The organism is Trichocoleus sp. FACHB-46, assembly GCF_014695385.1.
Taxonomy (GTDB): Bacteria; Cyanobacteriota; Cyanobacteriia; order FACHB-46; family FACHB-46; genus Trichocoleus.
On sequence record NZ_JACJOD010000030.1, the window covers coordinates 118,119 to 139,362 of the forward strand.

17 protein-coding genes are annotated in these 21,244 nt (G+C 48.3%); 13 read left to right on the forward strand and 4 right to left on the reverse strand.

The window, feature by feature from the left end; all coding sequences use genetic code 11:
* Positions 1-107 precede the first annotated feature (107 nt).
* Positions 108-2,258, forward strand: coding sequence for a GAF domain-containing sensor histidine kinase (locus tag H6F72_RS17015; protein WP_190438052.1), 2,151 nt, complete (start codon positions 108-110; stop codon positions 2,256-2,258).
* 35 nt (positions 2,259-2,293) lie between these two features.
* Positions 2,294-2,893, forward strand: a complete 600-nt coding sequence (locus H6F72_RS17020) for an SRPBCC family protein (RefSeq protein WP_370527517.1) — start codon at positions 2,294-2,296, stop codon at positions 2,891-2,893.
* Positions 2,894-2,990: 97 nt separating this feature from the next.
* Here H6F72_RS17020 and H6F72_RS17025 read toward each other — a convergent pair whose 3' ends face one another.
* Positions 2,991-3,869, reverse strand: coding sequence for an S-methyl-5'-thioadenosine phosphorylase (locus H6F72_RS17025; protein WP_190438054.1), 879 nt, complete (start codon positions 3,867-3,869; stop codon positions 2,991-2,993).
* Positions 3,870-4,365: 496 nt separating this feature from the next.
* Here H6F72_RS17025 and H6F72_RS17030 point away from each other — a divergent pair, with 496 nt between their 5' ends.
* The 10 genes from H6F72_RS17030 (at position 4,366) to H6F72_RS17075 (ending at position 15,252) form a co-directional block, all read left to right on the forward strand.
* Positions 4,366-5,142, forward strand: a complete 777-nt coding sequence (locus H6F72_RS17030; RefSeq protein WP_190438057.1) for an RNA polymerase sigma factor SigF — start codon at positions 4,366-4,368, stop codon at positions 5,140-5,142.
* Positions 5,143-5,653: 511 nt separating this feature from the next.
* Entirely contained in the window at positions 5,654-6,586 is a 933-nt protein-coding gene (locus H6F72_RS17035) for a hypothetical protein (protein WP_190438060.1), read from the forward strand.
* Positions 6,587-6,854: 268 nt separating this feature from the next.
* Positions 6,855-7,505: a DUF6391 domain-containing protein gene (locus tag H6F72_RS17040; protein ID WP_190438063.1), complete on the forward strand. Its 651-nt coding sequence runs from the start codon at positions 6,855-6,857 to the stop codon at positions 7,503-7,505.
* A 103-nt stretch (positions 7,506-7,608) separates the two neighbouring features.
* Positions 7,609-7,983, forward strand: a complete 375-nt coding sequence (locus H6F72_RS17045) for a photosystem I reaction center subunit IV (protein ID WP_190438065.1) — start codon at positions 7,609-7,611, stop codon at positions 7,981-7,983.
* A gap of 26 nt (positions 7,984-8,009) precedes the next feature.
* Positions 8,010-8,903, forward strand: coding sequence for a DNA-formamidopyrimidine glycosylase (locus tag H6F72_RS17050; RefSeq protein WP_190438069.1), 894 nt, complete (start codon positions 8,010-8,012; stop codon positions 8,901-8,903).
* 105 nt (positions 8,904-9,008) lie between these two features.
* Positions 9,009-9,224: an NAD(P)H-quinone oxidoreductase subunit O gene (locus tag H6F72_RS17055; RefSeq protein ID WP_190438071.1), complete on the forward strand. Its 216-nt coding sequence runs from the start codon at positions 9,009-9,011 to the stop codon at positions 9,222-9,224.
* A 76-nt stretch (positions 9,225-9,300) separates the two neighbouring features.
* Positions 9,301-10,272, forward strand: a complete 972-nt coding sequence (gene mdh / locus H6F72_RS17060) for a malate dehydrogenase (protein WP_190438074.1) — start codon at positions 9,301-9,303, stop codon at positions 10,270-10,272.
* A gap of 66 nt (positions 10,273-10,338) precedes the next feature.
* Positions 10,339-11,934, forward strand: coding sequence for an apolipoprotein N-acyltransferase (lnt, locus tag H6F72_RS17065; RefSeq protein WP_190438077.1), 1,596 nt, complete (start codon positions 10,339-10,341; stop codon positions 11,932-11,934).
* 363 nt (positions 11,935-12,297) lie between these two features.
* Positions 12,298-14,115 carry a hypothetical protein gene (locus H6F72_RS17070; protein WP_190438080.1) on the forward strand — a complete coding sequence of 606 codons (1,818 nt, stop codon included), beginning with the start codon at positions 12,298-12,300 and terminating at the stop codon, positions 14,113-14,115.
* 264 nt (positions 14,116-14,379) lie between these two features.
* Entirely contained in the window at positions 14,380-15,252 is an 873-nt protein-coding gene (locus H6F72_RS17075) for an alpha/beta fold hydrolase (RefSeq protein ID WP_190438082.1), read from the forward strand.
* 97 nt (positions 15,253-15,349) lie between these two features.
* Here the strand turns inward: H6F72_RS17075 and H6F72_RS17080 are convergent, their stop codons facing one another.
* On the reverse strand, positions 15,350-16,273 hold the full coding sequence (locus H6F72_RS17080; RefSeq protein WP_190438085.1) for a histone deacetylase: 924 nt from the start codon (positions 16,271-16,273) through the stop codon (positions 15,350-15,352).
* Between the two features lie 300 nt (positions 16,274-16,573).
* Here H6F72_RS17080 and gyrA point away from each other — a divergent pair, with 300 nt between their 5' ends.
* Entirely contained in the window at positions 16,574-19,141 is a 2,568-nt protein-coding gene (gyrA, locus tag H6F72_RS17085; RefSeq protein ID WP_190438088.1) for a DNA topoisomerase (ATP-hydrolyzing) subunit A, read from the forward strand.
* Between the two features lie 63 nt (positions 19,142-19,204).
* Here gyrA and tsaE read toward each other — a convergent pair whose 3' ends face one another.
* A complete protein-coding gene (gene tsaE, locus H6F72_RS17090) occupies positions 19,205-19,726 on the reverse strand; it encodes a tRNA (adenosine(37)-N6)-threonylcarbamoyltransferase complex ATPase subunit type 1 TsaE (protein ID WP_190438102.1) in 522 nt (173 codons plus the stop codon).
* A gap of 24 nt (positions 19,727-19,750) precedes the next feature.
* Entirely contained in the window at positions 19,751-21,118 is a 1,368-nt protein-coding gene (gene yvcK, locus H6F72_RS17095; protein ID WP_190438105.1) for a gluconeogenesis factor YvcK family protein, read from the reverse strand.
* Positions 21,119-21,244 lie beyond the last annotated feature (126 nt).

Genomic DNA, 21,244 nt, shown 5'->3' on the forward strand with positions numbered 1-21,244 from the left:
TTGCTCTAAATTAATCAAGCCAACCTGCTAGAGACTAAGTGCAGATGGGAACTTTAACCTTAAGCGGGGTGGCTACGTAGGTAAAGCTAGCTGAAAATTTGTAGTTCATGATGGACTCCCAGGAAACAAGAGAATTCGCCGCGCAGCACTCAGCAAGTGTTTTCAAGCATCATGGAACTCAAAGCCAACTCCGGCATGCTCCACCTTTAGAAACGTTGCTACCTGTAGAATCGCAAGTTCCTGTTACTAGAACAGGTGCTTTGCGATCGCCTGATTCAACGAACCTGGTTTTGGCGCAGGACACCCTGTCTCTATCCATGCCCCATGTTGTAAGCTACGTTCCCCTTCTGCAAAAGCTAAGTCATATTTTGGTGACTGCCGCTGAACCAGAAGTGATTTTACAGAAAATTACCCAAACTTTAGGTCAAGCATTTGAGGCAGATTGTTATCTGGCTGTTTGTCCCAATAGCCAATTCTTGCCTCACTCCATTTACTGGTGGCAGGCAGCAGAGGATATAGTTGTCCACCAGCCTCAAGCTCAGCTGGCTAAACATCCAGCACTAAAAGCGATTCTTAGCAGTAGCTCCACTGAGTTATGTAATATTTCTGATTTAGCAGCCATTCCAGGTGAGACGGGTGCTAAAAATCAATGGGATGGCCCACCGGTCCGGGCTCTTTTAGGTAGTACAACTCAATTTCAGGGTCAGCAAAATGGAGTGGTTGGTTTAGTTCGATCGCAAGCTCACCATTGGACAGCTACAGAAATGGCGAATTTGAATGGTGTGCTACCCCAAGTCGCGATCGCCATTTCCCAATTTCATACTCAACGTCAAATTCAGCAGCAAAACTGTCGACAAGCCTTGATTGAGCAGTTGACTGTAGCCGTTCGCAATGCTCTAGAACTAAATCAAATTCTAAAGTTAGCTACTGAGGGAGCTGCCCAAGCTCTACAGGTAGACCGCAGCTTGCTATTAATGCTCAAATACTCTGACCCAATGGCCAAAAGCCGCTCCCTAGAGCGATCGCTCAGAGTTAAAGCTTCAGTTGTGTGTGAGTGGCTGAACCCTACTCCAAACAGTCATAATCAGTCGCCTGTTTTGGCTCCAGTACTGAATGAAGGATTCTGGATTCCGGAATGTGCCCTGAGCCAGCAAGCATTTTCCGATCCCAGCAAGCTAGTAGTAGTAACCAACGGATACGAATCTTACCTCACAGCTCCTCCAGAGGCCGTGGCTTCAGTTTTTGCCCCAGAGACTTTTCCTGCTCTCGTGATGGTGCCTTTGGAAAGCCAGGGAACGATTTTGGGATTTTTGATTTTACAGCATAGCCAACCTCGGAGTTGGGAACCCGAAGAATTAAAATTTCTGGAGTTGGTCGGGGCGCAAGTGAGCACTGCCATTATTCAATCTCAGACTCTGCGACAAGTACAAGCTTTAGTAGAAGAGCGCACTGCGCAACTAAAGCGGAGTCTAGAGGTTCAAGCAAAACTTTATGAGCGAACTCGCAAACAGATCGACCAACTGCGCCAGCTCAATCAGCTTAAGGATGAATTTTTGAGCACCATGAGCCATGAGTTGCTCACTCCTTTAACCAGCATGACTTTAGCAATTCGGATGTTGCGGCAAGCAGAGCTGTCGCCGGAGCGCCAAAATAAATACCTTGATATTCTGGAGCAGCAATGTAATCAAGAAACAAACTTGATCAATGACCTGCTAGCCTTGCAAAAGCTAGAGTCTAATCAAGCTTCTGTTTATCTGCAAAAAGTTGACTTCAAAAGTTTGATTGGTGAACTAGTAGAATCCTTTGAAGAAAGGTTGGCAAGTAAAGGCTTAACCCTCACTACTGACTTACCAAAGCGATCGCTAATCTTACAAACCGATTACGACAGCTTAAACCGTATTTTAGTAGAATTGCTAACCAACGCTGGCAAGTACGCAGAGCCTAACAGCATCATTCGACTGGTTGTCGCCCATCCATCTGAGTCGTCAGATAACCAAATAGTTTTAACCTTGTGCAACACAGGCCCTGGAATTGCAGAGGAAGAACTGCCGTACATTTTTGATAAGTTCCGTCGAGGCCAAGGCGTAACCCAACGGGCAGTGCAGGGAACCGGCTTGGGGCTTGCTTTGGTGAAATGTCTAGTCCAACATTTGAATGGGGCGATCGCGGTCGCCAGTCATCCTCTGCCCGCAACAGACAGTTTCGAAACTTGCTTTACATTAACTTTGCCGCACACTTTCAATAGTGCTAATCCCTAATCTTCTCAAACTTGTAGTTTTGATCGGAAAAACTTGTGATTAATGAATTCACTTCCAACTTAGATCCTGACTTACCAGCAAATGCTGAAGTTCAAGCAGCAATGCTGAACCTGACCACCGAACTTGTTGACCTAGCACTGCTTCAAGCCGTAGAAGTTAAGACTGAGCAAGTTGAAGGAAGAAAGCGAAGAATCTCTGCCAAAATATCCATTCCTCGTCAAGTGGAACAAGTTTGGCAAGTTCTGACTGACTATGAAGCCTTGGCTGAATTCATTCCTAATCTAGGTAAAAGTGAGCGCTTAAAGCATCCTCAAGGCGGAATTCGCTTAGAGCAGATCGGTACTCAACGTCTGCTACGGGTTAACTTCTCAGCTCGGGTTGTCTTAGATATTGAAGAAGTATTTCTGCAAGCAATTCACTTCAATATGGTTGAAGGAGACTTTAACGCATATTCAGGCTGTTGGCGGCTGGAACCTGAAACGAAAGAAGATGGGTCAGGTACCAGCCTTAGCTATACCGTATTAGTCTGGCCTAAACGGACAATGCCGATTGTCTTTTTAGAGCGCTGCTTACAGCACGATTTGCCGTTAAATCTCTTAGCTATTCGTCAGCGAGTAGAAGAGTTATTTAGCTAAGTACTTGCAGAGCAATAAATCAAGCTTACTTTTAGCAGCTTCTGAAATTTTATCTAGAGGGTTAAATCTCTTAGCTATTCGTCAGCGAGTAGAAGAGTTATTTAGCTAAGTACTTGCAGAGCAATAAATCAAGCTTACTTTTAGCAGCTTCTGAAATTTTATCTAGAGGTGTGAGAATGGCATACTTCAAGGCTGAGTGGGCGTCAGAAGTTGGTGGATTTTCACTAAGACGACGTACCGTTTCCTGAATCACTCGCTGAGCGTTAACTGCATTGCGTTGCAAGTTAGCAATGACCATATCTACCGTCACACTGTCGTGATCTGAGTGCCAACAATCATAATCTGTAACCAGCGCTAGGGTCGCGTAAGCAATCTCTGCTTCTCTCGCCAACTTTGCTTCTGGCAAGTTGGTCATCCCAATGACAGTAGCATCCCAGCTGCGGTACAAATGCGATTCAGCTTTGGTAGAGAATGCGGGCCCTTCCATACAGACGTAGGTGCCGCCTTGGTGTAGGGTTACATCCGGCAAATTCAAGCTATTGACACCATCTGCTAAAACTTGAGCAAGGCGCAGACAAACTGGGTCGCCAAAGGCAATATGAGCCACGATGCCATCGCCAAAAAAGGTAGAAATACGGTTTTTAGTGCGATCAATAAACTGGTCGGGCACCACCATATCTAGCGGTTTGACTTCTGCCTTTAAGGAACCAACAGCGGAAGCTGAGATTAAATACTCTACGCCCAAGCTTTTCATGGCGTAGATGTTGGCTCGAAATGGGAGTTCCGATGGTAGAAGATGATGGTTTCGGCCATGACGCGCCAGGAATGCAACGCGAGTTCCTTCTAAGCTTCCTAAAATGAGTGCGTCTGAAGGCGGGCCAAATGGTGTTTCTATATGTAACTCTTCTACATCCTTCAAAGCTTCCATCTTGTAGAGGCCGCTTCCACCAATGATGCCGATCTTTGCCTGAGCCATTTTTATTTCCCTGTATTTCCCAAGTAGCATCGCCAAGCTATTCTACTGGCAAGAGGGACATTCATTATATAATTACAGCCTATAGTTTTAGGTGAAATCATAAAAAGATTTTATGAAATGTTCTGATGCCTGCTAAGTTTGTAGTGCATCAAGATAATTCTTATGAGCATGTCTGGTGACCCAAAATCAGGTTCCGTAGAAATGCAGTTGTTGGGGATTCGGGATAAAGAATAACTTTAATGTGCGACTGTATAGCCCACCAAAAGACGAAAGTTATATAGATTGACTCACGAATAGAATAATTTGTTTTGAGCTAAATCTAGTTTCTCTGCCCTGTACAAGCTTTTAGTTTTTTACCTCAATGATGGAAAACTATCGCAAGGGTCGCAGTTAAATATTCTACATATCACAGCCCTAGCTGCGAGGGGCTGGTAAGACTGAAGAAGACTTTATCTGGTGCTTATCAAGTTCACTGCTCTACCACCTGAATCTCGTCATGCAAACTACCGCCACCAATGAACTCAAGAGTGAAAGCTTACAACTGTTGCGAGAGTACCAGAAAAACCCCTCCGCGAAACTTCGGAACCAACTAGTTCAACTCAATTTAGGACTTGTTAGGAGAGAAGCACATCATTGGATTAACCAATGTACAGAAAACTATGAGGACTTACTTCAAGTTGGCTCTATCGGTTTAATTCGGGCGATCGAGCGATTTGATATGTCAAAGGGGCATGCGTTTAGTTCCTTTGCTATTCCTTACATTCGAGGTGAGATTCAACATTACCTCAGAGATCGGGGTTCTTCGGTGAGAATTCCTCGTCGTTGGCAAGCACTACAAAAACAAGCGGCTTGGGCAATTCAGAATCTGCAAACTCAACTTAACCGCCAACCAAGCGATGCAGAGGTGGCTACAGAGTTAGAGATTTCAGTATCAGAATGGCAGGAAATTAAATTAGCTCTAAAAAACCGTGCACCTCTAAGTCTTGATGCACCTGTGCGGGACGAAGATGAAGGGTCCGCCTCTCTAGGAGAACTAGTTCCTGATAATCGCTACCGCAGCTTCCAACTGGCTCAGGAAGATCAAATTCGCCTACACCAAGCTTTGTTCCAATTAGAGAGTAGAACTCGTGAGATTTTAGAGTTTGTTTTCTTGTATGACTTGACTCAAAAAGAAACTGCTGAACGTTTAGGAATCAGTGCCGTTACGGTTTCTCGGCGAGTTAAGAAAGGACTGCATTTACTTAAGGAATCAATGGCTACTGTGGAAGAGTAAGTTGGCTTCAATCTATTAATTGTTTCTTTGCTCTGGGTTGGTTTAGGAATATGAAACTGTAGGCCAATCGCTGATTTTCAGAGCTTGCCTTTGATGGGTTGACTCATAAATCGTGTTAGTAAGCGGTAGTTAATCAAAAAGATTAAATTGGCGATCGCAGAGTAGTTTCATTAACCAAACCATACGCATTCTCAAATAATGAAATTTGAGCTTGTACTACAAAAAGCATCTGTCGAACGAGAGCTTTAGGGTTGAAGAAACTTTCAAATAGCAAGTTATTTAGTGCTGTTGCCGAGCTTACCCATTTTCTCGCTGAATCTTACTCTCTTCTTGAAACTTTACGTTAAAAACGGACAAGTTGCTTGGCTACTAGGCGGGAAGTAATCAACAGTAGGTAGTGTTCAAAGAACTTAGCAAAAGTAACATTATTTCTAGTATGATTTCAGTCGAATCCTTAGCACAAAACAGTGCAAGTAAGGCTATTCTGTAAGAAAGTTTTGGGGAATTGGCGATGCGTCAAGTTAAAGTGATTGCATTTACAGGGATGCTGGCTCTTTTAATGAGTGGGTGTGCCGGAGAGGGAGGTGACGAGCAAGCTGCTTCGCCGGCCCCTTCTGTTGCCCCTACAGCGGTGACACAAGCTCCTGCCAAACCTTCCCCCAAAGCACAACCTTTCTCAGCTAAGAAACCACCGCTAGTTGCTCAAAAGCCCAGAACTGGCGCTGCTGCCCCCGCTTTGATCCAGTCAACCAATCCTGATGAACGGGCTCGTCAGGTACAGCAGGGTCGTCAAGATCCGTTTGCTTTGTTGCCGCTCCCTCCAGTTCCTGTTATTTCTCCAAATGCAACTATACCGACTGCTGCTCCACGCGCCGTTCCTCAGGTCCGAACCCTCCCAGGAGCCTCTCCAGTAGCCTCAAGGCCCAATACAACTAATACAACTAATAGATCTCCTGGTGCTACTCGCAGGTCTCCAGGAACGACTGCTGGTGCAGGAAGTCCTGGAAGAACAAACACGGCAGGAGCTCGGCCAGTCGGCAGACCTACAGTGCCAGGAGCAACACCCATTCGGCCAGGAACGTTGCCTCGGTCGATACCTCCTGCAATTGCAGCTTTGCCACCATTACCGCAGCCAGCTCTAGCTCAGGCAGTTGAGGTTTCAGGAGTGGTTCAAGTTGGCGAACAAGCTCAGGCAATTATTAAGGCACCTAACGAAAATACTAGTCGCTATGTCAGCGTGGGACAGCGACTTGCTAACGGTCAAGTATTAGTGAAGCGGATTGAAATGAATGAAGGCTCTGATCCAATTGTGATTTTTGAGCAGTACGGAATTGAAGTTGCTAAGAGAGTTGGAGAGAGAGTGCAACCCGCAACCGGCACGCCAACAGCAGCTATTTTCAATGCTCCTTGGCTCAGTAATGGCGGGAGCGCTGCTATCTCGTAGCCCTATCACTCAGATCGGAAAGAATCTACCCCAACACGTTGAAAATCTTCAGTGGAGAAGCTAGGCGATCGCTCTGCTTCTCTATTTGTTTTGTATAGCTAGAGTGTGCTCTTCAGCTTTGCTTGACTGGATAGCGCTGATCACGAATTGCTTTCTAGGCTCATGGTTTCTAACTAGGTAACAACAAAATTTTTAACTCTTTCTAGGTAGGAACGTTAGAGTTAAAGGAGACTGCTATTGCTAAATTGATCAGTTAAGTTGGGGTGTTATGGCCGCCTTTGCTTCTGAAAAGAATAGCGAATCTCTGAGCTTTTGGAACCCTGAACTGCTGCATCCAAGCCAGACTCAAGATACTGATCTCCTAAAACAACTTAGCTTCATTCCTGCTCTCAAAGAGCTTTTGATGTTGCGACAAGTTCATGCCTTGGAGCATGCAACGGTTTGGGTTTTAAGTGAGTCTTCTCATAGCGTTAATGCTGGGACAGTTTCTAGATCCCTATCCGCAGACAATGAATTGTTGGGAGGGATGTCTACGGATCGGGGGTTTTATCTTTATGGTCAAGTGGATACAGTATATCTACGGTGGTCAGTGCATCAGGCTTTGCAGCGAATTACGGAGGGGGAGTGGAACTTAGCGGTTCATCCTCGTTGCGGCACTAATTTATCGGTCAATATGCTACTCACGGCAGGATTAGCCCTTGGTATCCACTTGCTTCTGCCTAAAGGCCCAATTGAACAGCTACTAGGCCTGGGATTAGCTGCTACCACAGCAGCTCACTTGGCACCCGACTTAGGGAGCGTGGCCCAGCAGTATGTTACGACCGCGATTCCCTTCAATTTAGCGATCGCAGGGGTAACCGCAATTCGGGATGATTGGGGCCGGCCAGCCCACTTTGTGCGGGTTCGCTGGATTGAGTAGAAATAAAACTTAAAGAGCAGAACGAACCGAGAGGCCTTCTGGAGTAGTACTCTGAGGATCGATTAGCCATATGTGTTGAAAATTAGTTAAGGAAAAAACACTCATGGTTCAACGTGGTTCTAAAGTCCGTATCCTCCGTAAAGAATCTTTCTGGTTCCAAGATGTAGGCACTGTTGCCTCGATTGACCAGAGTGGTATTAAGTATCCAGTTATTGTTCGCTTTGATAAGGTTAACTACGCTGGTGTCAATACCAACAACTTTGCGACCGAGGAAGTCGTAGAGATCGAAGCTCCAAAAGCTAAGGCGAAGCAAGGAGTACCTGCTGCGCCTGGTGGTGGAAACACGACTCTCGACGCTGCTAAGCGTAGAACTGGACAAGACACCAAGACTAACGCGAAGCAAACTGCTAAGCCGGAAGCTGGTGAAGCGAATGCGACTGTGGAAGGCGGAGCTAATCAGGGAACGGATTCCCGTTAGGGTAAACCGAATTCTAAGGTTAGATTGTGCCTGAACTGCCTGAAGTTGAAACAGTTCGTCGGGGTCTCCAACAGGTGACCCTGAACAGAACTATTCTGGGTGGTGATGTGTTGCTGGATCGCGCCATTGCCCACCCAGTTTCTAATATTGATTTTTTGGCGGGCTTAAAGGGAAGTGCGATCACGGCTTGGCAGCGCCGAGGGAAGTACTTGTTGGCAAAACTTGAACGCTCTACCGAATGCTTTACCTCTACAGAAGGGCAATCCCCACAATCTGGAGGTTGGCTAGGCGTTCATTTGCGGATGACTGGGCAGTTACTTTGGTTTGATCCGAGCGAGCCGTTGCAAAAGCACACACGAGTGCGACTATTTTTTGCGGGCGATCGCGAACTCAGATTTGTAGACCAGCGGACCTTCGGCCATATGTGGTGGGTGCCACCCGGACAGCAGCCTGAAAGCGTGATGACAGGATTACAAACACTCGGCCCTGAACCCTTCTCAGACGAGTTTTCGGTAGAATACCTAGCGCAGCAGTTGCGTAATCGGCGACGTCCCATCAAAAATGCTTTGCTAGACCAAACCCTAGTGGCAGGGGTTGGCAACATTTATGCAGACGAAGCTTTATTTCTCAGCAATATTCATCCGCAAACGCTCTGTACAGACTTAACGCCAGTGCAAATTGGCCAAGTCCGCAAGTTCGTAATCCAAGTCCTAGAGACAAGCATTGATGCTGGAGGGACAACCTTCAGCAACTTCCTCAACGTCCAAGGCGTGAATGGCAACTATGGCCGAGCGGCTTGGGTTTATAACCGGACGGGCACGGCTTGTCGAGTTTGTGACAATCCGATCGAGCGATTAAAGTTGGCAGGTCGCTCTGCTCACTTTTGTTCGCAATGCCAACCCTATACCAAGCCAGAATAAATTAGAGAGCATTTGTCTTACTGAGGCTAGAGTTGCTGTAGGCGATCGCACTTAAGCTCTACAATGAATGCTGAAGAGGAGTCTAGAGATGCGGTAGGGTAAGCTATGGCAGTGAAAAAAGGTGATCTGGTCCGTGCCATTCGAGAAAAATTGGAAAACAGTTTAGAAGCTCAAGCTAGCGATACTCGCTTTCCCCCCTATCTGTTTGAGACGAAAGGAGAGGTTGTGGATATGCGAGGTGATTATGCCCTGGTAAAATTTGGCCAAGTTCCAACCCCCAATATTTGGTTACGGGCTGATCAACTGGAGACTGTTAAGTAACCGCATCAAATCACCCCAGTCAGGGTATGCAGTAAGCTAGGCTGGCAGCATAGCGCTTGTCTTTGGGGGCTTTCCTATGACTGTTTGTCGTCCAACTCGCGTATCCATCATTGGGGCTGGTAACGTCGGTAGTACCTTGGCACAGCGGATTGCCGAAAAAAATCTAGCTGACGTGGTGCTGTTAGATGTTTTGGAAGGTCGTCCTCAAGGCATTGCGCTTGACTTGATGGAAGCGCGAGGTATCGAGCAGCACGATCGCGAGATTGTGGGTACCAATAATTATGCCGACACTGTTAATTCGGATGTGGTTGTAATCACGGCTGGCATTCCCCGCAAGCCTGGAATGAGCCGAGAAGACTTACTCAAAATTAACGCCAAAATTGTGTTGGATGTCACTCGTCAAGTGGTTATCTATTCACCGGGTACGGTGATGATTGTGGTGACGAACCCGTTAGATGTGATGACCTACTTAGCTTGGCAGGCCAGTGGTTTACCACCGGCTCAAGTCATGGGAATGGCAGGAATTTTGGACTCAGCACGGTTTCAAACCTTTATTGCGATGGAATCGGGTCTTTCTACTGCTGATGTCAAAGCGACAGTTCTGGGTAGTCATGGAGATTTGATGGTGCCACTGCCGCGTTACTCCACAGTCAATGGTGTGCCGATTACAGAACTCATGGACGCGCCGACGATCGATCGCCTGATCGAACGGACTAGGAATGGTGGAGCCGAAATTGTTGAACTGATGAAAACGGGTAGTGCCTACTTTGCACCTGCTTCGGCGGCCTGCTTGATGGTAGAAGCTGTGTTATTGAATCAATCGCGGCTGCTTCCGGTTGCCGCTCACTTGCAGGGAGAATACGGCTTAGAAGATATTTTTATTGGTGTGCCCTGTCGCTTGGGTTGCACTGGAGTGGAAGAGGTCTTACAACTCAGTCTCACCGATGCGGAGCGAACCGCTTTACAAGCCTCTGCTCGCTCGGTACGCGATAGTATCAATCAGGCTCAAACTCTGCTCGAAACTAGCCCTAGCCCAATTGCTTCTTAAGTTCAAAAAATAAAGTTAATCTCCCCTCTGACTCAATGGTAAGGACTAGTTCGTACCAAATTTGCCATGCCTAAATTTTTCAATATCGAACTCAAGCCCCCCCAACTGCGGCGGTTGAGCATAGCCCTGGGGGGAGGCCTTCTGATGGGTTTAACGCCTGCCCCGCTGAATGTTTGGCCGCTAGCCTGGATTGCATTGATCCCTTTGTGGGCTATGACTTTACAAGTTGCTAGAGGCAACCATCGGGAACGATCGCTCTTGGGTTTGGCTTGGGGCATCGGTTATCACGGCCTAGCAGTGAGTTGGATTACAGGTGTCCACCCGATGACTTGGATGGGTGTGCCTTGGCTAGCAAGCTTAGCGATCGCCCTATTTTGTTGGATATTCCTTACTTTGTGGGGAGCTGTTCTGGTTGCGGTTTGGGCTGGCTGCTGGGGATGGCTGGTTCAAAGAGCTAAGCTGCCGACTGGCATTCGGTTATTGGCTGGAGTAGCGCTTTGGTGTGGTTTGGAATCCTTTTGGAGTTGGGGGCCTTTGTGGTGGACTTCGGTGTCCTATACCCAAAGCCCTCACAACTTAGCCATTTTGCACTTAGGGCAATTGTCTGGTCCCATGATGATTACGGCTGCCATTGTAGCTGTCAACGGTTTACTCGCCGAAGCTTGGATTAGTTATCAACGATCGCGCCAAGGTCAGCCGACGGAGAACCGAGTCCGAAAGCTGGCGATCGCTCCATTGGTCACAGCAAGCGTTCTATTCGTAGGACTGCATCTCCTAGGCTGGAATTTGTCTAATCGGGTTTTAGTGTCGTCGCCAGACACAGCCTTAAAAATAGGCATTATTCAAGGCAATATTCCCAACGAAATTAAGCTGGACGTGCAAGGCTGGCGACAGGCTTTGGCTGGCTATACCACTGGGTACAATCAGCTTGCCGATCAGGGTGTAGCAGCAGTACTCACACCCGAAGGGGCGTTGCCGTTTCTGTGGACTGGAGCCAACTTGACGCAAAGCTCTTTTTATCAAGCGGTGCGCGATCGCGGAGTTGTGGCTTGGGTCGGAGCTTTTGGGCAAAAAGGTGGCAGCATTACGAATAGTCTATTTACAGTTCTAGGCAACGGGGAGATTTTTAGTCAGTACGACAAAATCAGATTGGTGCCTTTAGGCGAATACATCCCGTTTGAGGATGTTTTAGGGCGCTTGATCGATCGCCTATCACCCTTAGATGCTCATATGATTCCTGGGCAGGTAGGCCAGATCTTTGAAACTCCTTTTGGTAGGGCGATCGCTGGCATTTGTTATGAATCTGCTTTCGCTGAGCACTTCCGGGTACAGGCAGCTCAAGGCGGGCAATTCATTCTGAGTTCCTCCAACGATGCTCACTACAGCCCGTCTATGACGGCACAACATCATGCTCAGGATGTGATGCGAGCGATTGAAACCGATCGTTGGGTTGCTCGTGCTACTAACACAGGGTACTCTGGCATCATTGATCCCCACGGTAGAACCCAGTGGCTATCAGGACTAAGCATCTACCAGCTTCATAGCGACACCATCTACCGTCGCCAGACTCAAACCCTTTTTGTGCGTTGGGGAGATTGGCTGACCCCACTCATAGTCATGTTGGCAATTGTCTTGACTCTGTATAGCTGGTACCGCCGTTAGCGACTGGGTGGTAACTCAGAAGTCTTGAGTTAGCGAGAGTATGACTTATCACAAAGAAAATTGAAACTGCTGAGAGTTTATAGGATGACTTTAATTTAAAATCAGCAAAAACTTAGTTATTAATGCTCGTATTTGTACGTAGTTACTGAGACTAAATTAGCCCTAGTTTAAAGATTCAGCGAAGATTGCCAGTAGGAAAGACAAGAAATTAGATCAGAAGCGTTAAATTACTAACTGTGTAGGATGTGACTGAAAACTACTCCGTCATACTACTGGCCTGATGCTGATCCAAATGTAGCTATTGAAGTGTCTGTCGATGTAGCTGGATCACTCCATCTAAGCTTCACTGTGCAGGTGGCTTCCATGACCCTGTCGATTTTTGACCTGTTTGATGAATCGTTTTACCTCGCTCATAACCCAGATGTTGCTACAGCAGTTGCTAGAAGAGAGTTAACCAGCGGATTTGATCACTTTAAGCGCTTTGGTGACCGTGAGGGACGTGATCCCAGCGCTTGGTTTAGCAATAGCAATTACCTGACTCAATATCCCGATGTAGCGGGTGCGATCGCCAAAGGAAGCGTGGGCAGCGGTTTAGCGCACTTTCTTAGCCACGGTCAGTTTGAAGGGCGATCGCCGATTGCATTGTTTAACACTCAACACTATTTATCGAAATATGCCGATATCGCTCAGGCGGTGAAAGCAGGCATGTTTGCCAGTGGCTTTGAGCACTTCTTCAGATATGGGCATAGTGAAGGCCGATCTCCAAGCTCCCAATTTGATAACAACTACTACTTATTGAGGTATCCTGACGTTGCTCAGGCTGTTGCGGCAGGTATGTTTCGAGACGGCTTCGAGCATTTCCTTGCGTTCGGACAGGAGGAGAAGCGAATGGGTGCCCCACCAAGCTTCCAAATTCAATTTGATTATCGGTTTGATACCAACGGTTTTTTTGCCAATCCAGAACGTCGAGCGACTCTAGAAGCTGCTGCTGACCATTGGGAGGCAGTGATTCAAGATGAGTTTGCCAATCTGCCATCTGGGGTAAAATTTCGGGTGCAAAACCCCCAAACAGGTCAGTTAGAAACAGTAGTTCTGGACACTGAAAGTGACGATCTACTAATTTTTGTCGGAGCGCAAACCCTGCCTTTTGGTAGTGCTGAGGGCGCGCTGGCCGCAGGCGGACCTGACGGCTTAGATGTTGCTGGCAGTATTTTTAGCAACCGCTATACTGGCTCCAATTTTGAGCCTTGGGTTGGCAGCATCTCCTTCAGTTCAGCTCCAACTTTTTCTAATGGAGCACCTGCCCCTTGGTTTTTTGACCAAACGCCCAATACAGCTAACGATATTCCTTGGAACCAAACAGACTTTCTGAGTACGGCCTTGCATGAGATTGGCCATGTGCTGGGGATTGGTACTGCTCCAGTGTTTAAAGCCACAGGTCAGGGTGCTGCTTTTAGTGGTCCTAATGCTAGAGATGTGAATGGAGGATTGCCGATCCCTCTTGATCCGGATTTAGGCCATATCCAGGATGGCTTTTTGAGCGGAGGCCAGCCTGTACTGATGGGAGCGACAAATCCGGGAGTACGCCAAACTATCACCCGCTTAGACGCAGCGATGTTGGCGGATATTGGCTATCAAGTTGCTGGATTCCAGACTCAAGGCTTCACGCCTGCGATCGCAACTCCGGGAGCAGATCTCGTCTTCGGCACCGTTTTAGCTGATACTCTTGACGGCTTAGAAGGCAATGATCGAATTCAAGGTGATGCTGGTAGTGACTTCCTGAGCGGTGGATCTGGGGATGATATTCTTTTTGGCCAAGCAGATCATGACACTTTAGTCGGTCAAACTGGCAATGATCAGTTAGTAGGTGGAGCAGGTGACGATTTTCTCCTAGGTGACTTGGGGAATGACACTCTGTTTGGAGGAGCAGGCAGAGATATCTTTAGGTTTGGAGCGGCCAATGGAGCTGATGTGATCGGAGATTTTGTGGCTGCTGCTGACACGCTACAAATAGCCGTGGGCTTAGAGTTTACTACAGGTAGTGATGTCCTACGTGCTATTAGCAGCAGTGGTAACACCGCCACGGGTGAATTGTTCTCGATTATTGCGCTGAGTCCTGGCAATACGGTCACTGTGTTTCATGATGCGCCTCTCACAGCTCAGAATGTCGTCATTGCCTAGATAGTGCTCGCTCCTGGCAAGTCTAAAAGCTCGTTTCTAAAAGCGATCGCTAAGGCCCAGAAATCAAAACTTCGCGATCGCTCTTGCTTTGTTGCTGGTTTAACAGTTGTTGCTAGGCTATCGAGCTAGAGAACAAGCAATAATCTTTGTAAACGAAATTACAGGTTTATCACTTAGACTCAAGTTTAGAAAGACTGGAGAAGGCGGATTAATCAACTCCAGCAACAATTCACTACAGCAAAATGAGCAGTTGAGGGAATGCACATGTTTGCTCAATTTCAGCGGCTACAAATGCAGACTAGTAGCGCGACTATCAACTTGCTGAAAAGTGGCAACGGCTATCCCATTTTGCTACTACATGGCTACCCACAAACCCATGTGATGTGGCATAGAATTGCTCCTCAGTTGGCCAAAAATTTTACAGTGGTTTTAACTGATTTAAGAGGCTATGGAGACAGTGCTAAACCGGATGCAGGGGCTGGTCATGCTAACTATGCCAAGCGGATCATGGCTCAAGACCAAGTTGAGGTGATGCACCAGTTAGGCTATGAGGAGTTTTACGTCATAGGGCATGATCGCGGAGCTAGAGTGGCACACCGCATGGCCTTAGACTATCCTCAGCGCATTAAGAAGTTGGCAGTATTAGATATTGTCCCAACTTACGAACTGTACACTACGACCGATCAAGAATTTGCTACAGCCTACTATCACTGGTTTTTTCTCATTCAACCCTATGCCCTACCAGAAACTTTAATCGGTGCCAATCCTGAATATTTTCTCCGCACTTGTTTGGAAAGCTGGAGCAAGAATTTTTCGGCGTTTACACCTGAAGCTTTAGCCGAATATATTCGTTGCTTTAGTCAGCCTGAAACAATTCACGCAACCTGTGAAGACTATCGCGCTGCGGCTTCGATTGATTTAGTTCATGATCAAGCCGATTTAGACCAAAAAATTATGTGCCCTCTCCTCGTTTTGTGGGGTGACCAAGGCATTATTGGGCGCAAATACAATGTTCTTGAAACCTGGCGAACCAGAGCCGAGAATGTAATAGGTGAAGCGATCGCTTCAGGTCATTTTCTACCTGAAGAAGCCCCAGAAGCAACTTATCAAGCTTTATACGAATTTCTAAAAGACTAAGAGAACTAAGCCGCTAAAGAGACATCCTTGTAGGAGCGAAGCATTTGGTCATGATTCTGACCAATCAAGCAAGTATTATCTGCCGAATGCTTCGTCCCTACGGTCTAAATAGGCAACTCTTGATGGTTTCTACGACAGACTGTGAAAGGGTAGGCAAATCATATCCACCTTCTAACCCAAAAACAATTTTTGAAGTTACTTCTAAACAGTATTGTGTGAAGATGCCGTAGTCTTCTGGCTTAAGTGAAATGCCAGATAAGGGATCAGCATGATTGGCATCGTAACCAGCACTGACAATTAGCAAATCAGGCTGAAAACTGCCGAGAAACGGCAGAACTTTTTCCTCGAACAACGGTTGGTAGCTTGCCATTGTGCTACCCATCGGCATCGGCAAATTCAACACATTATTATGCAAACCGCGTTCCGTCGCCAAGCCTGTACCAGGGTAATTGGGAGACTCGTGCAGCGAACAATAAGCAATCTGAGGATGCTTTTCCACGATCGCCTGAGTGCCGTTGCCGTGATGCACATCCCAATCCAAAATCGCCACGCGATTGATACCTGGTTGCTCTAGGGCGTAATAAGCCGCGATCGCCGCATTGGAAAACAAACAAAAACCCATCCCACAATCACTCAAGGCGTGATGTCCTGGTGGACGAGCTAGCACAAATGCGGGATTGCCTGTTTGCAGCACTTGATCCACGCCATCCAACCAAGCGCTGACGGCAAGTAAAGCCACATCATAGCTGCGTGGGGAAACGGGAGTGTCGGGGTCTAAATACCCCCCACCTCGTTGGGCTAATTGCTGAATTTGTTCAATGTAAGTAGGCGGATGCACTCGACCCAAATCAGTCATAATCGGGCGCTGGTCGATGGGGGTGGGCGATCGCCACTGCAACTGGTCAGCCCAGGCCGCCGCCTTGAGCGCAGCCACTATACTCGTTAATCGTTCCGGTCGCTCTGGATGGAAACGCCCTGTTTTGTGTTCCAAAAACTCATCTGAGTAGATTACCGCCAGCATCTTCACCCCACCGCACGCTACTTCCCGATTTTACTGAATCAAAATCTAGGCGATCGTGGCCCTAGCCTCAGTTGACTGCCTGCTTAATCTGTGTCCCCTCTCCCAGCAGGAGAGGGCTAGGGAGAGGGCGATCGCAAGCCTAACTGGGGTCATGCTCACATATCACAGAAACCAGGAAACATCAAGATGTGTTAAAATTTAGAGAGTATTTGGCAGTTATTGAGCAGTCTATCGGCATTTTTTGGGCTTTTTTTCTCTTTAATTGCCAAAATTCTGCATTTTTGGAGTTTTTTTCACTGTATGAGCACCTCCCCAGAGCGGATTGTTCCAACGGATCTGCGGAACGAAATGTCCCGGTCCTACCTGGAATACGCAATGAGCGTGATTGTAGGTCGGGCACTGCCAGATGCGAGGGATGGTCTGAAACCCGTTCATCGTCGAATTCTCTATGCCATGCATGAGCTGGGGCTAACCGCAGACCGCCCCTTCCGTAAATGTGCTCGTGTGGTTGGGGAAGTGCTAGGTAAGTACCACCCTCACGGCGATACAGCCGTTTACGATGCTCTAGTTCGCATGGCCCAAGACTTTTCCATGCGCGCTCCCCTGATTAACGGGCACGGCAACTTTGGCTCTATCGACAACGACCCCCCCGCAGCCATGCGATACACCGAGTGTCGCTTGCAATCGCTGACGATGAATGCCCTCCTGCGGGACATTGAGTCGGACACCGTTGACTTTGGTGATAACTTCGATGGCTCCCAGCAAGAACCCTTGGTCTTGCCAGCGCAGATTCCCCAACTGCTGCTGAATGGCTCTTCTGGCATCGCGGTGGGAATGGCAACTAACATTCCTCCCCACAATCTCGGAGAGCTAATTGATGGCTTAACCGCCTTAATTCAAAATCCCGAGTTGAGCGATGCCGAACTCATTCGCCTGATTCCTGGCCCCGATTTCCCCACGGGGGGACAAGTCCTAGGAACAACGGGGATTCGCGAAGCTTACATGACAGGTCGTGGCTCCATCACCATGCGGGGTGTAGCTAGCATTGAAACGATTGAGCATCGAGGTCGTCCCGATCGCGAAGCCATCATCATTACCGAACTGCCCTACCAAACCAACAAGGCAGCGCTGATCGAAAAGATCGCGGAAATGGTCAACGAGAAGCGCTTGGAAGGCATTTCTGACATTCGGGATGAGAGCGATCGCGATGGCATGCGAATCGTGATCGAACTCAAGCGCGATGCTTATCCTCGTGTCGTGCTGAACAACCTCTACAAGCAAACGCCGATTCAGGCGAACTTTGGGGTGAACACGCTGGCGCTGGTGAATGGCGAACCCCAAACCCTATCACTGAAGCAGTGTCTCCAAGTCTTCCTCGACTTCCGGATTGAGACGATTATTCGGCGCACTCGCTATGAGTTGCGGAAGGCAGAAGAGCGTGATCATTTGTTGCAAGGTCTCTTGATTGCGCTGACCAATCTAGATGCCATTATTAACTTGATTCGGCATGCGGCAGATGCGCCCACCGCAAAGCAAGAGTTGATCAACATCTACGGTCTCTCCGAAGCGCAATCGGATGCCATCTTGCAAATGCAACTGCGTCGCTTAACGGCGCTAGAAGCAGAAAAAATTCAGCAAGAGCATGATGATTTGCAAGCCCAAATTGCCAACTTGCAAGATATTCTGGCTCGGCGAGAACGAATTTTAGAGATTATCTGCACTGAAGTCACTCAGCTTAAAGCGACTCATGCAACACCTCGCCGCACTGTGATTGAGCAGGCAGAAGGTGAAATTGGGGATATAGACCTGATTGCCAACGAAAAAGCTCTGATTCTGCTCACTGAACAGGGCTACATCAAACGCATGCCCATCAACACTTTTGAAGCTCAAAGCCGAGCCACCAGAGGCAAAGCAGGCACCCGGATGAAGGAAGACGACGGGGTTGAACACTTCATCACCTGCTGCGACCACGATAGCGTCTTGTTCTTTAGCGATCGCGGCGTGGTTTATTGCCTCAAGGCTTACCAAATTCCGATTGGGTCGCGAACTTCTCGCGGGATGCCCGTGGTTCAAATGCTGCCCATTCCTAGAAACGAGAAGATCACCTCTATCGTCCCAGTTTCGGAATTTAGCAGCGATGAATACTTGGTGATGCTAACTTGTGGCGGCTTCGTCAAGAAGACAGCACTCTCTGCCTTCAGCAACATTCGCACCAATGGCTTAATTGCTATTTCCCTAGAAGAAGGCGATCAACTGCGTTGGGTACGCCGTGCCCGCGTGGAAGACAGCATCATTATCGGCTCTAGCCAAGGCATGGCGATTCACTTCCGAGCTGACAATGACCAACTGCGTCCGTTGGGCCGAGCTACCCGTGGAGTCAAATCCATGAATCTACGCTCTGGTGATCAGCTGATCAGCATGGACATCTTGCCTGCTAGTGTCGTTGCCAATATTGCTTCTGGCCCTGACGTGGAGGAAGAAGAGGAACTAGAAGCAGAAGAGGCAGTCCTCGCAGAAACCCAAGGGCCTTGGGTCCTAGTCGTGACTAGCTCAGGCTACGGCAAGCGGGTGCCTGTGTCTCAGTTCCGATTGCAAAATCGAGCCGGCAAAGGCACGATCGCGACGAAGTTTAAGTCTCGTCGTGCGGGTGACAAACTGGTGGCCCTACGGGTCGTCAACGAAGAAGACGAATTGATGATTATTACCAGCCGTGGCATCATCATTCGCCAAGCAATCAAGGCTATTTCTTCGCAGTCACGGGCAGCCACAGGAGTGCGAGTGCAGCGACTAGATGAAGATGACGCGATCGCCGCAGTGGCTTTAGTACCACCTTCGGCTGAAGGCACGGACGAAGAAATCGAAGAGTAAATCCTGACAGCAGGAAATATTCAATTTTTCATTTGTAGGGGCGGGTCTTGGACCTGCCCTTCTTTATTGCTTGGCTGGTACATCTTGCAAGAAATCTAGGCTAAACCCGCCCACTCCCACTAATTCAACGTAACGACCAGCCAACTCGGGTTGATTAGCGATCGCCTCATCACCCCCAGCCTCACCTGGATAGCGCAAATGCACCTGTAAATAACGCTCTGGCAGATAAGGCAACCGCTCGGCCCACTCGATCGCCATGATGCCCAGGGGGTAATCGGCTCCCTCCCAGTAACTCTCCAAATTGAGCTCGGTAACCTCGGGCGGCTGCAAGCGGTACAAATCCAGGTGGTAGAGTGGCAACCGACCTTCCATGTACTCGTTAATCAGCGTAAAGGTGGGACTATCAATGGCTTCTGAAATCCCTAACCCTGCTCCTAAACCTTGGACCAAAGTCGTCTTGCCGCTGCCCAGATCACCTTCTAAGAGGAGAGTGCTACCAGCAGGTAAAGTTTGCCCTAGCATCAGACCGAGCGATCGCGTGGCTGCGGCATCTGGAAGGATTAACGTCAGAGACTCAACTGCCATGAGAACCCACTCACTCCAAAAGCGCTACAAACTGTGAGTGCGAGTGTACCAACGAAACAGGATTTGAGCCAACCGTTGCGAGTTATGCCGCACGAGTCCGGTGCGTTCATCTTCATCCATGACATTGGCAAGGACAATGCGACAGCCCAACAGCTTGACAGTTTGGCGATCGAGTTCAACCGGATTCGAGTCTTCTTGAGCGTAGCGAATCAGGGCTTTAGCCGAAGGAATTTTGCTTTGCACCAGCACCGCATCAAACAGCCGTTGTCCGCAAGCCGCATCGATCGCCTGAATGTGATCGGATACGCTGTAACCTTGCGTTTCTCCTGGTTGCGTCATGATGTTGCAGACATAAATCCGAGGGACTTTGCGTTGAGCGATCGCCTCAGCAATTTCAGGAACTAACAAATTGGGAATGACGCTGGTGTAGAGACTACCCGGTCCAATAATGATGTAGTCTGCTTCCCGAATGGCTTGCAATACGCGGGGCAAAGCGGGGGGATTCTCGGGGGTACAGCCAATTTTGACGATGCTGCCTTGGGCGGCGGTAATGCTGGACTCGCCCTCAATGCGGCGACCATCGGCTAACTCGGCCCATAGGCGCACATCGCTCAGAGTGGCAGGCAACACTCGGCCCCGCACCGCCAAAACTTCGGAACTAGCAGCGATCGCTTGCTCTAAGTTCCCCGTGATGTCGTTCATCGCCGTTAAGAACAGGTTGCCAAAGCTGTGTCCGGTTAGCCCATCGCCAGCCCGAAACCGATACTGAAATAGCTCCGTCACCAATCGTTCTTCATCGGCTAAAGCCGCGAGGCAATTGCGAATATCGCCAGGAGGCAATACCCCAATTTCCCGGCGCAACCGTCCGGAGGAACCGCCATCATCAGCCACAGTCACGATCGCAGTAATATTGGCGCTGTAAGTTTTCAAGCCTCGCAAAAGCGTTGAGAGACCTGTACCACCCCCTACTGTGACAATTTTTGGACCGCGATTAAGACGACGGTGATTGAGCAGGACATCGACTAACTCTTCATCGCCATCTGGCATCAATACCTCGGTGATGGAACCAAGGGTACGGGTTTGGCCCCACAAAATCAGCAATAGACCAAAGATGATTACCAGCGGCCCGCTAATGTAGCTCGGAATAATTTCTGTAATAAATTCCAGAAAGCTCTGGACTAGCTGAATCAAGGTAAAAATTGGGGTCAGCTTAATCCAAATTGCTAAGCCCAAGCTGGTTAGTAAGACACCTCCGGCACTCAGCAGTAACCAGCGTTTCACGAGTAATCCAGGTGCCAACCACTTAAACCAACGGCTAACTCGCAAAGGCGTGCGCTGGCGCGATTCCTGCGTGAGGGCATTTAGGGCTTGTTTTAATAAACCAATTGTCATTACTGAGCGAGGAGGTAAAACATCTGGATAGGTAAATATGCAGCAACCGCTTCTGACTCTAACAGCACAACTACACTTCTAGAAGCGATTTGACTGTAGGTAGGTCCCGAAAGTTGCTACTTTGTC

Bases quoted from the DNA above. Each gene is read 5' to 3' on its own strand.
- yvcK (WP_190438105.1), bottom strand. From the start codon at position 21,118: ATGACAATTGGTTTATTAAAACAAGCCCTAAATGCCCTCACGCAGGAA.
- H6F72_RS17025 (WP_190438054.1), bottom strand. From the start codon at position 3,869: ATGGCTCAGGCAAAGATCGGCATCATTGGTGGAAGCGGCCTCTACAAG.
- gyrA (WP_190438088.1), top strand. From the start codon at position 16,574: ATGAGCACCTCCCCAGAGCGGATTGTTCCAACGGATCTGCGGAACGAA.
- tsaE (WP_190438102.1), bottom strand. From the start codon at position 19,726: ATGGCAGTTGAGTCTCTGACGTTAATCCTTCCAGATGCCGCAGCCACG.
- H6F72_RS17080 (WP_190438085.1), bottom strand. From the start codon at position 16,273: ATGCTGGCGGTAATCTACTCAGATGAGTTTTTGGAACACAAAACAGGG.
- H6F72_RS17055 (WP_190438071.1), top strand. From the start codon at position 9,009: ATGGCAGTGAAAAAAGGTGATCTGGTCCGTGCCATTCGAGAAAAATTG.
- H6F72_RS17035 (WP_190438060.1), top strand. From the start codon at position 5,654: ATGCGTCAAGTTAAAGTGATTGCATTTACAGGGATGCTGGCTCTTTTA.
- H6F72_RS17075 (WP_190438082.1), top strand. From the start codon at position 14,380: ATGTTTGCTCAATTTCAGCGGCTACAAATGCAGACTAGTAGCGCGACT.
- H6F72_RS17015 (WP_190438052.1), top strand. From the start codon at position 108: ATGATGGACTCCCAGGAAACAAGAGAATTCGCCGCGCAGCACTCAGCA.
- mdh (WP_190438074.1), top strand. From the start codon at position 9,301: ATGACTGTTTGTCGTCCAACTCGCGTATCCATCATTGGGGCTGGTAAC.
- H6F72_RS17040 (WP_190438063.1), top strand. From the start codon at position 6,855: ATGGCCGCCTTTGCTTCTGAAAAGAATAGCGAATCTCTGAGCTTTTGG.
- H6F72_RS17070 (WP_190438080.1), top strand. From the start codon at position 12,298: ATGACCCTGTCGATTTTTGACCTGTTTGATGAATCGTTTTACCTCGCT.
- lnt (WP_190438077.1), top strand. From the start codon at position 10,339: ATGCCTAAATTTTTCAATATCGAACTCAAGCCCCCCCAACTGCGGCGG.
- H6F72_RS17045 (WP_190438065.1), top strand. From the start codon at position 7,609: ATGGTTCAACGTGGTTCTAAAGTCCGTATCCTCCGTAAAGAATCTTTC.
- H6F72_RS17030 (WP_190438057.1), top strand. From the start codon at position 4,366: ATGCAAACTACCGCCACCAATGAACTCAAGAGTGAAAGCTTACAACTG.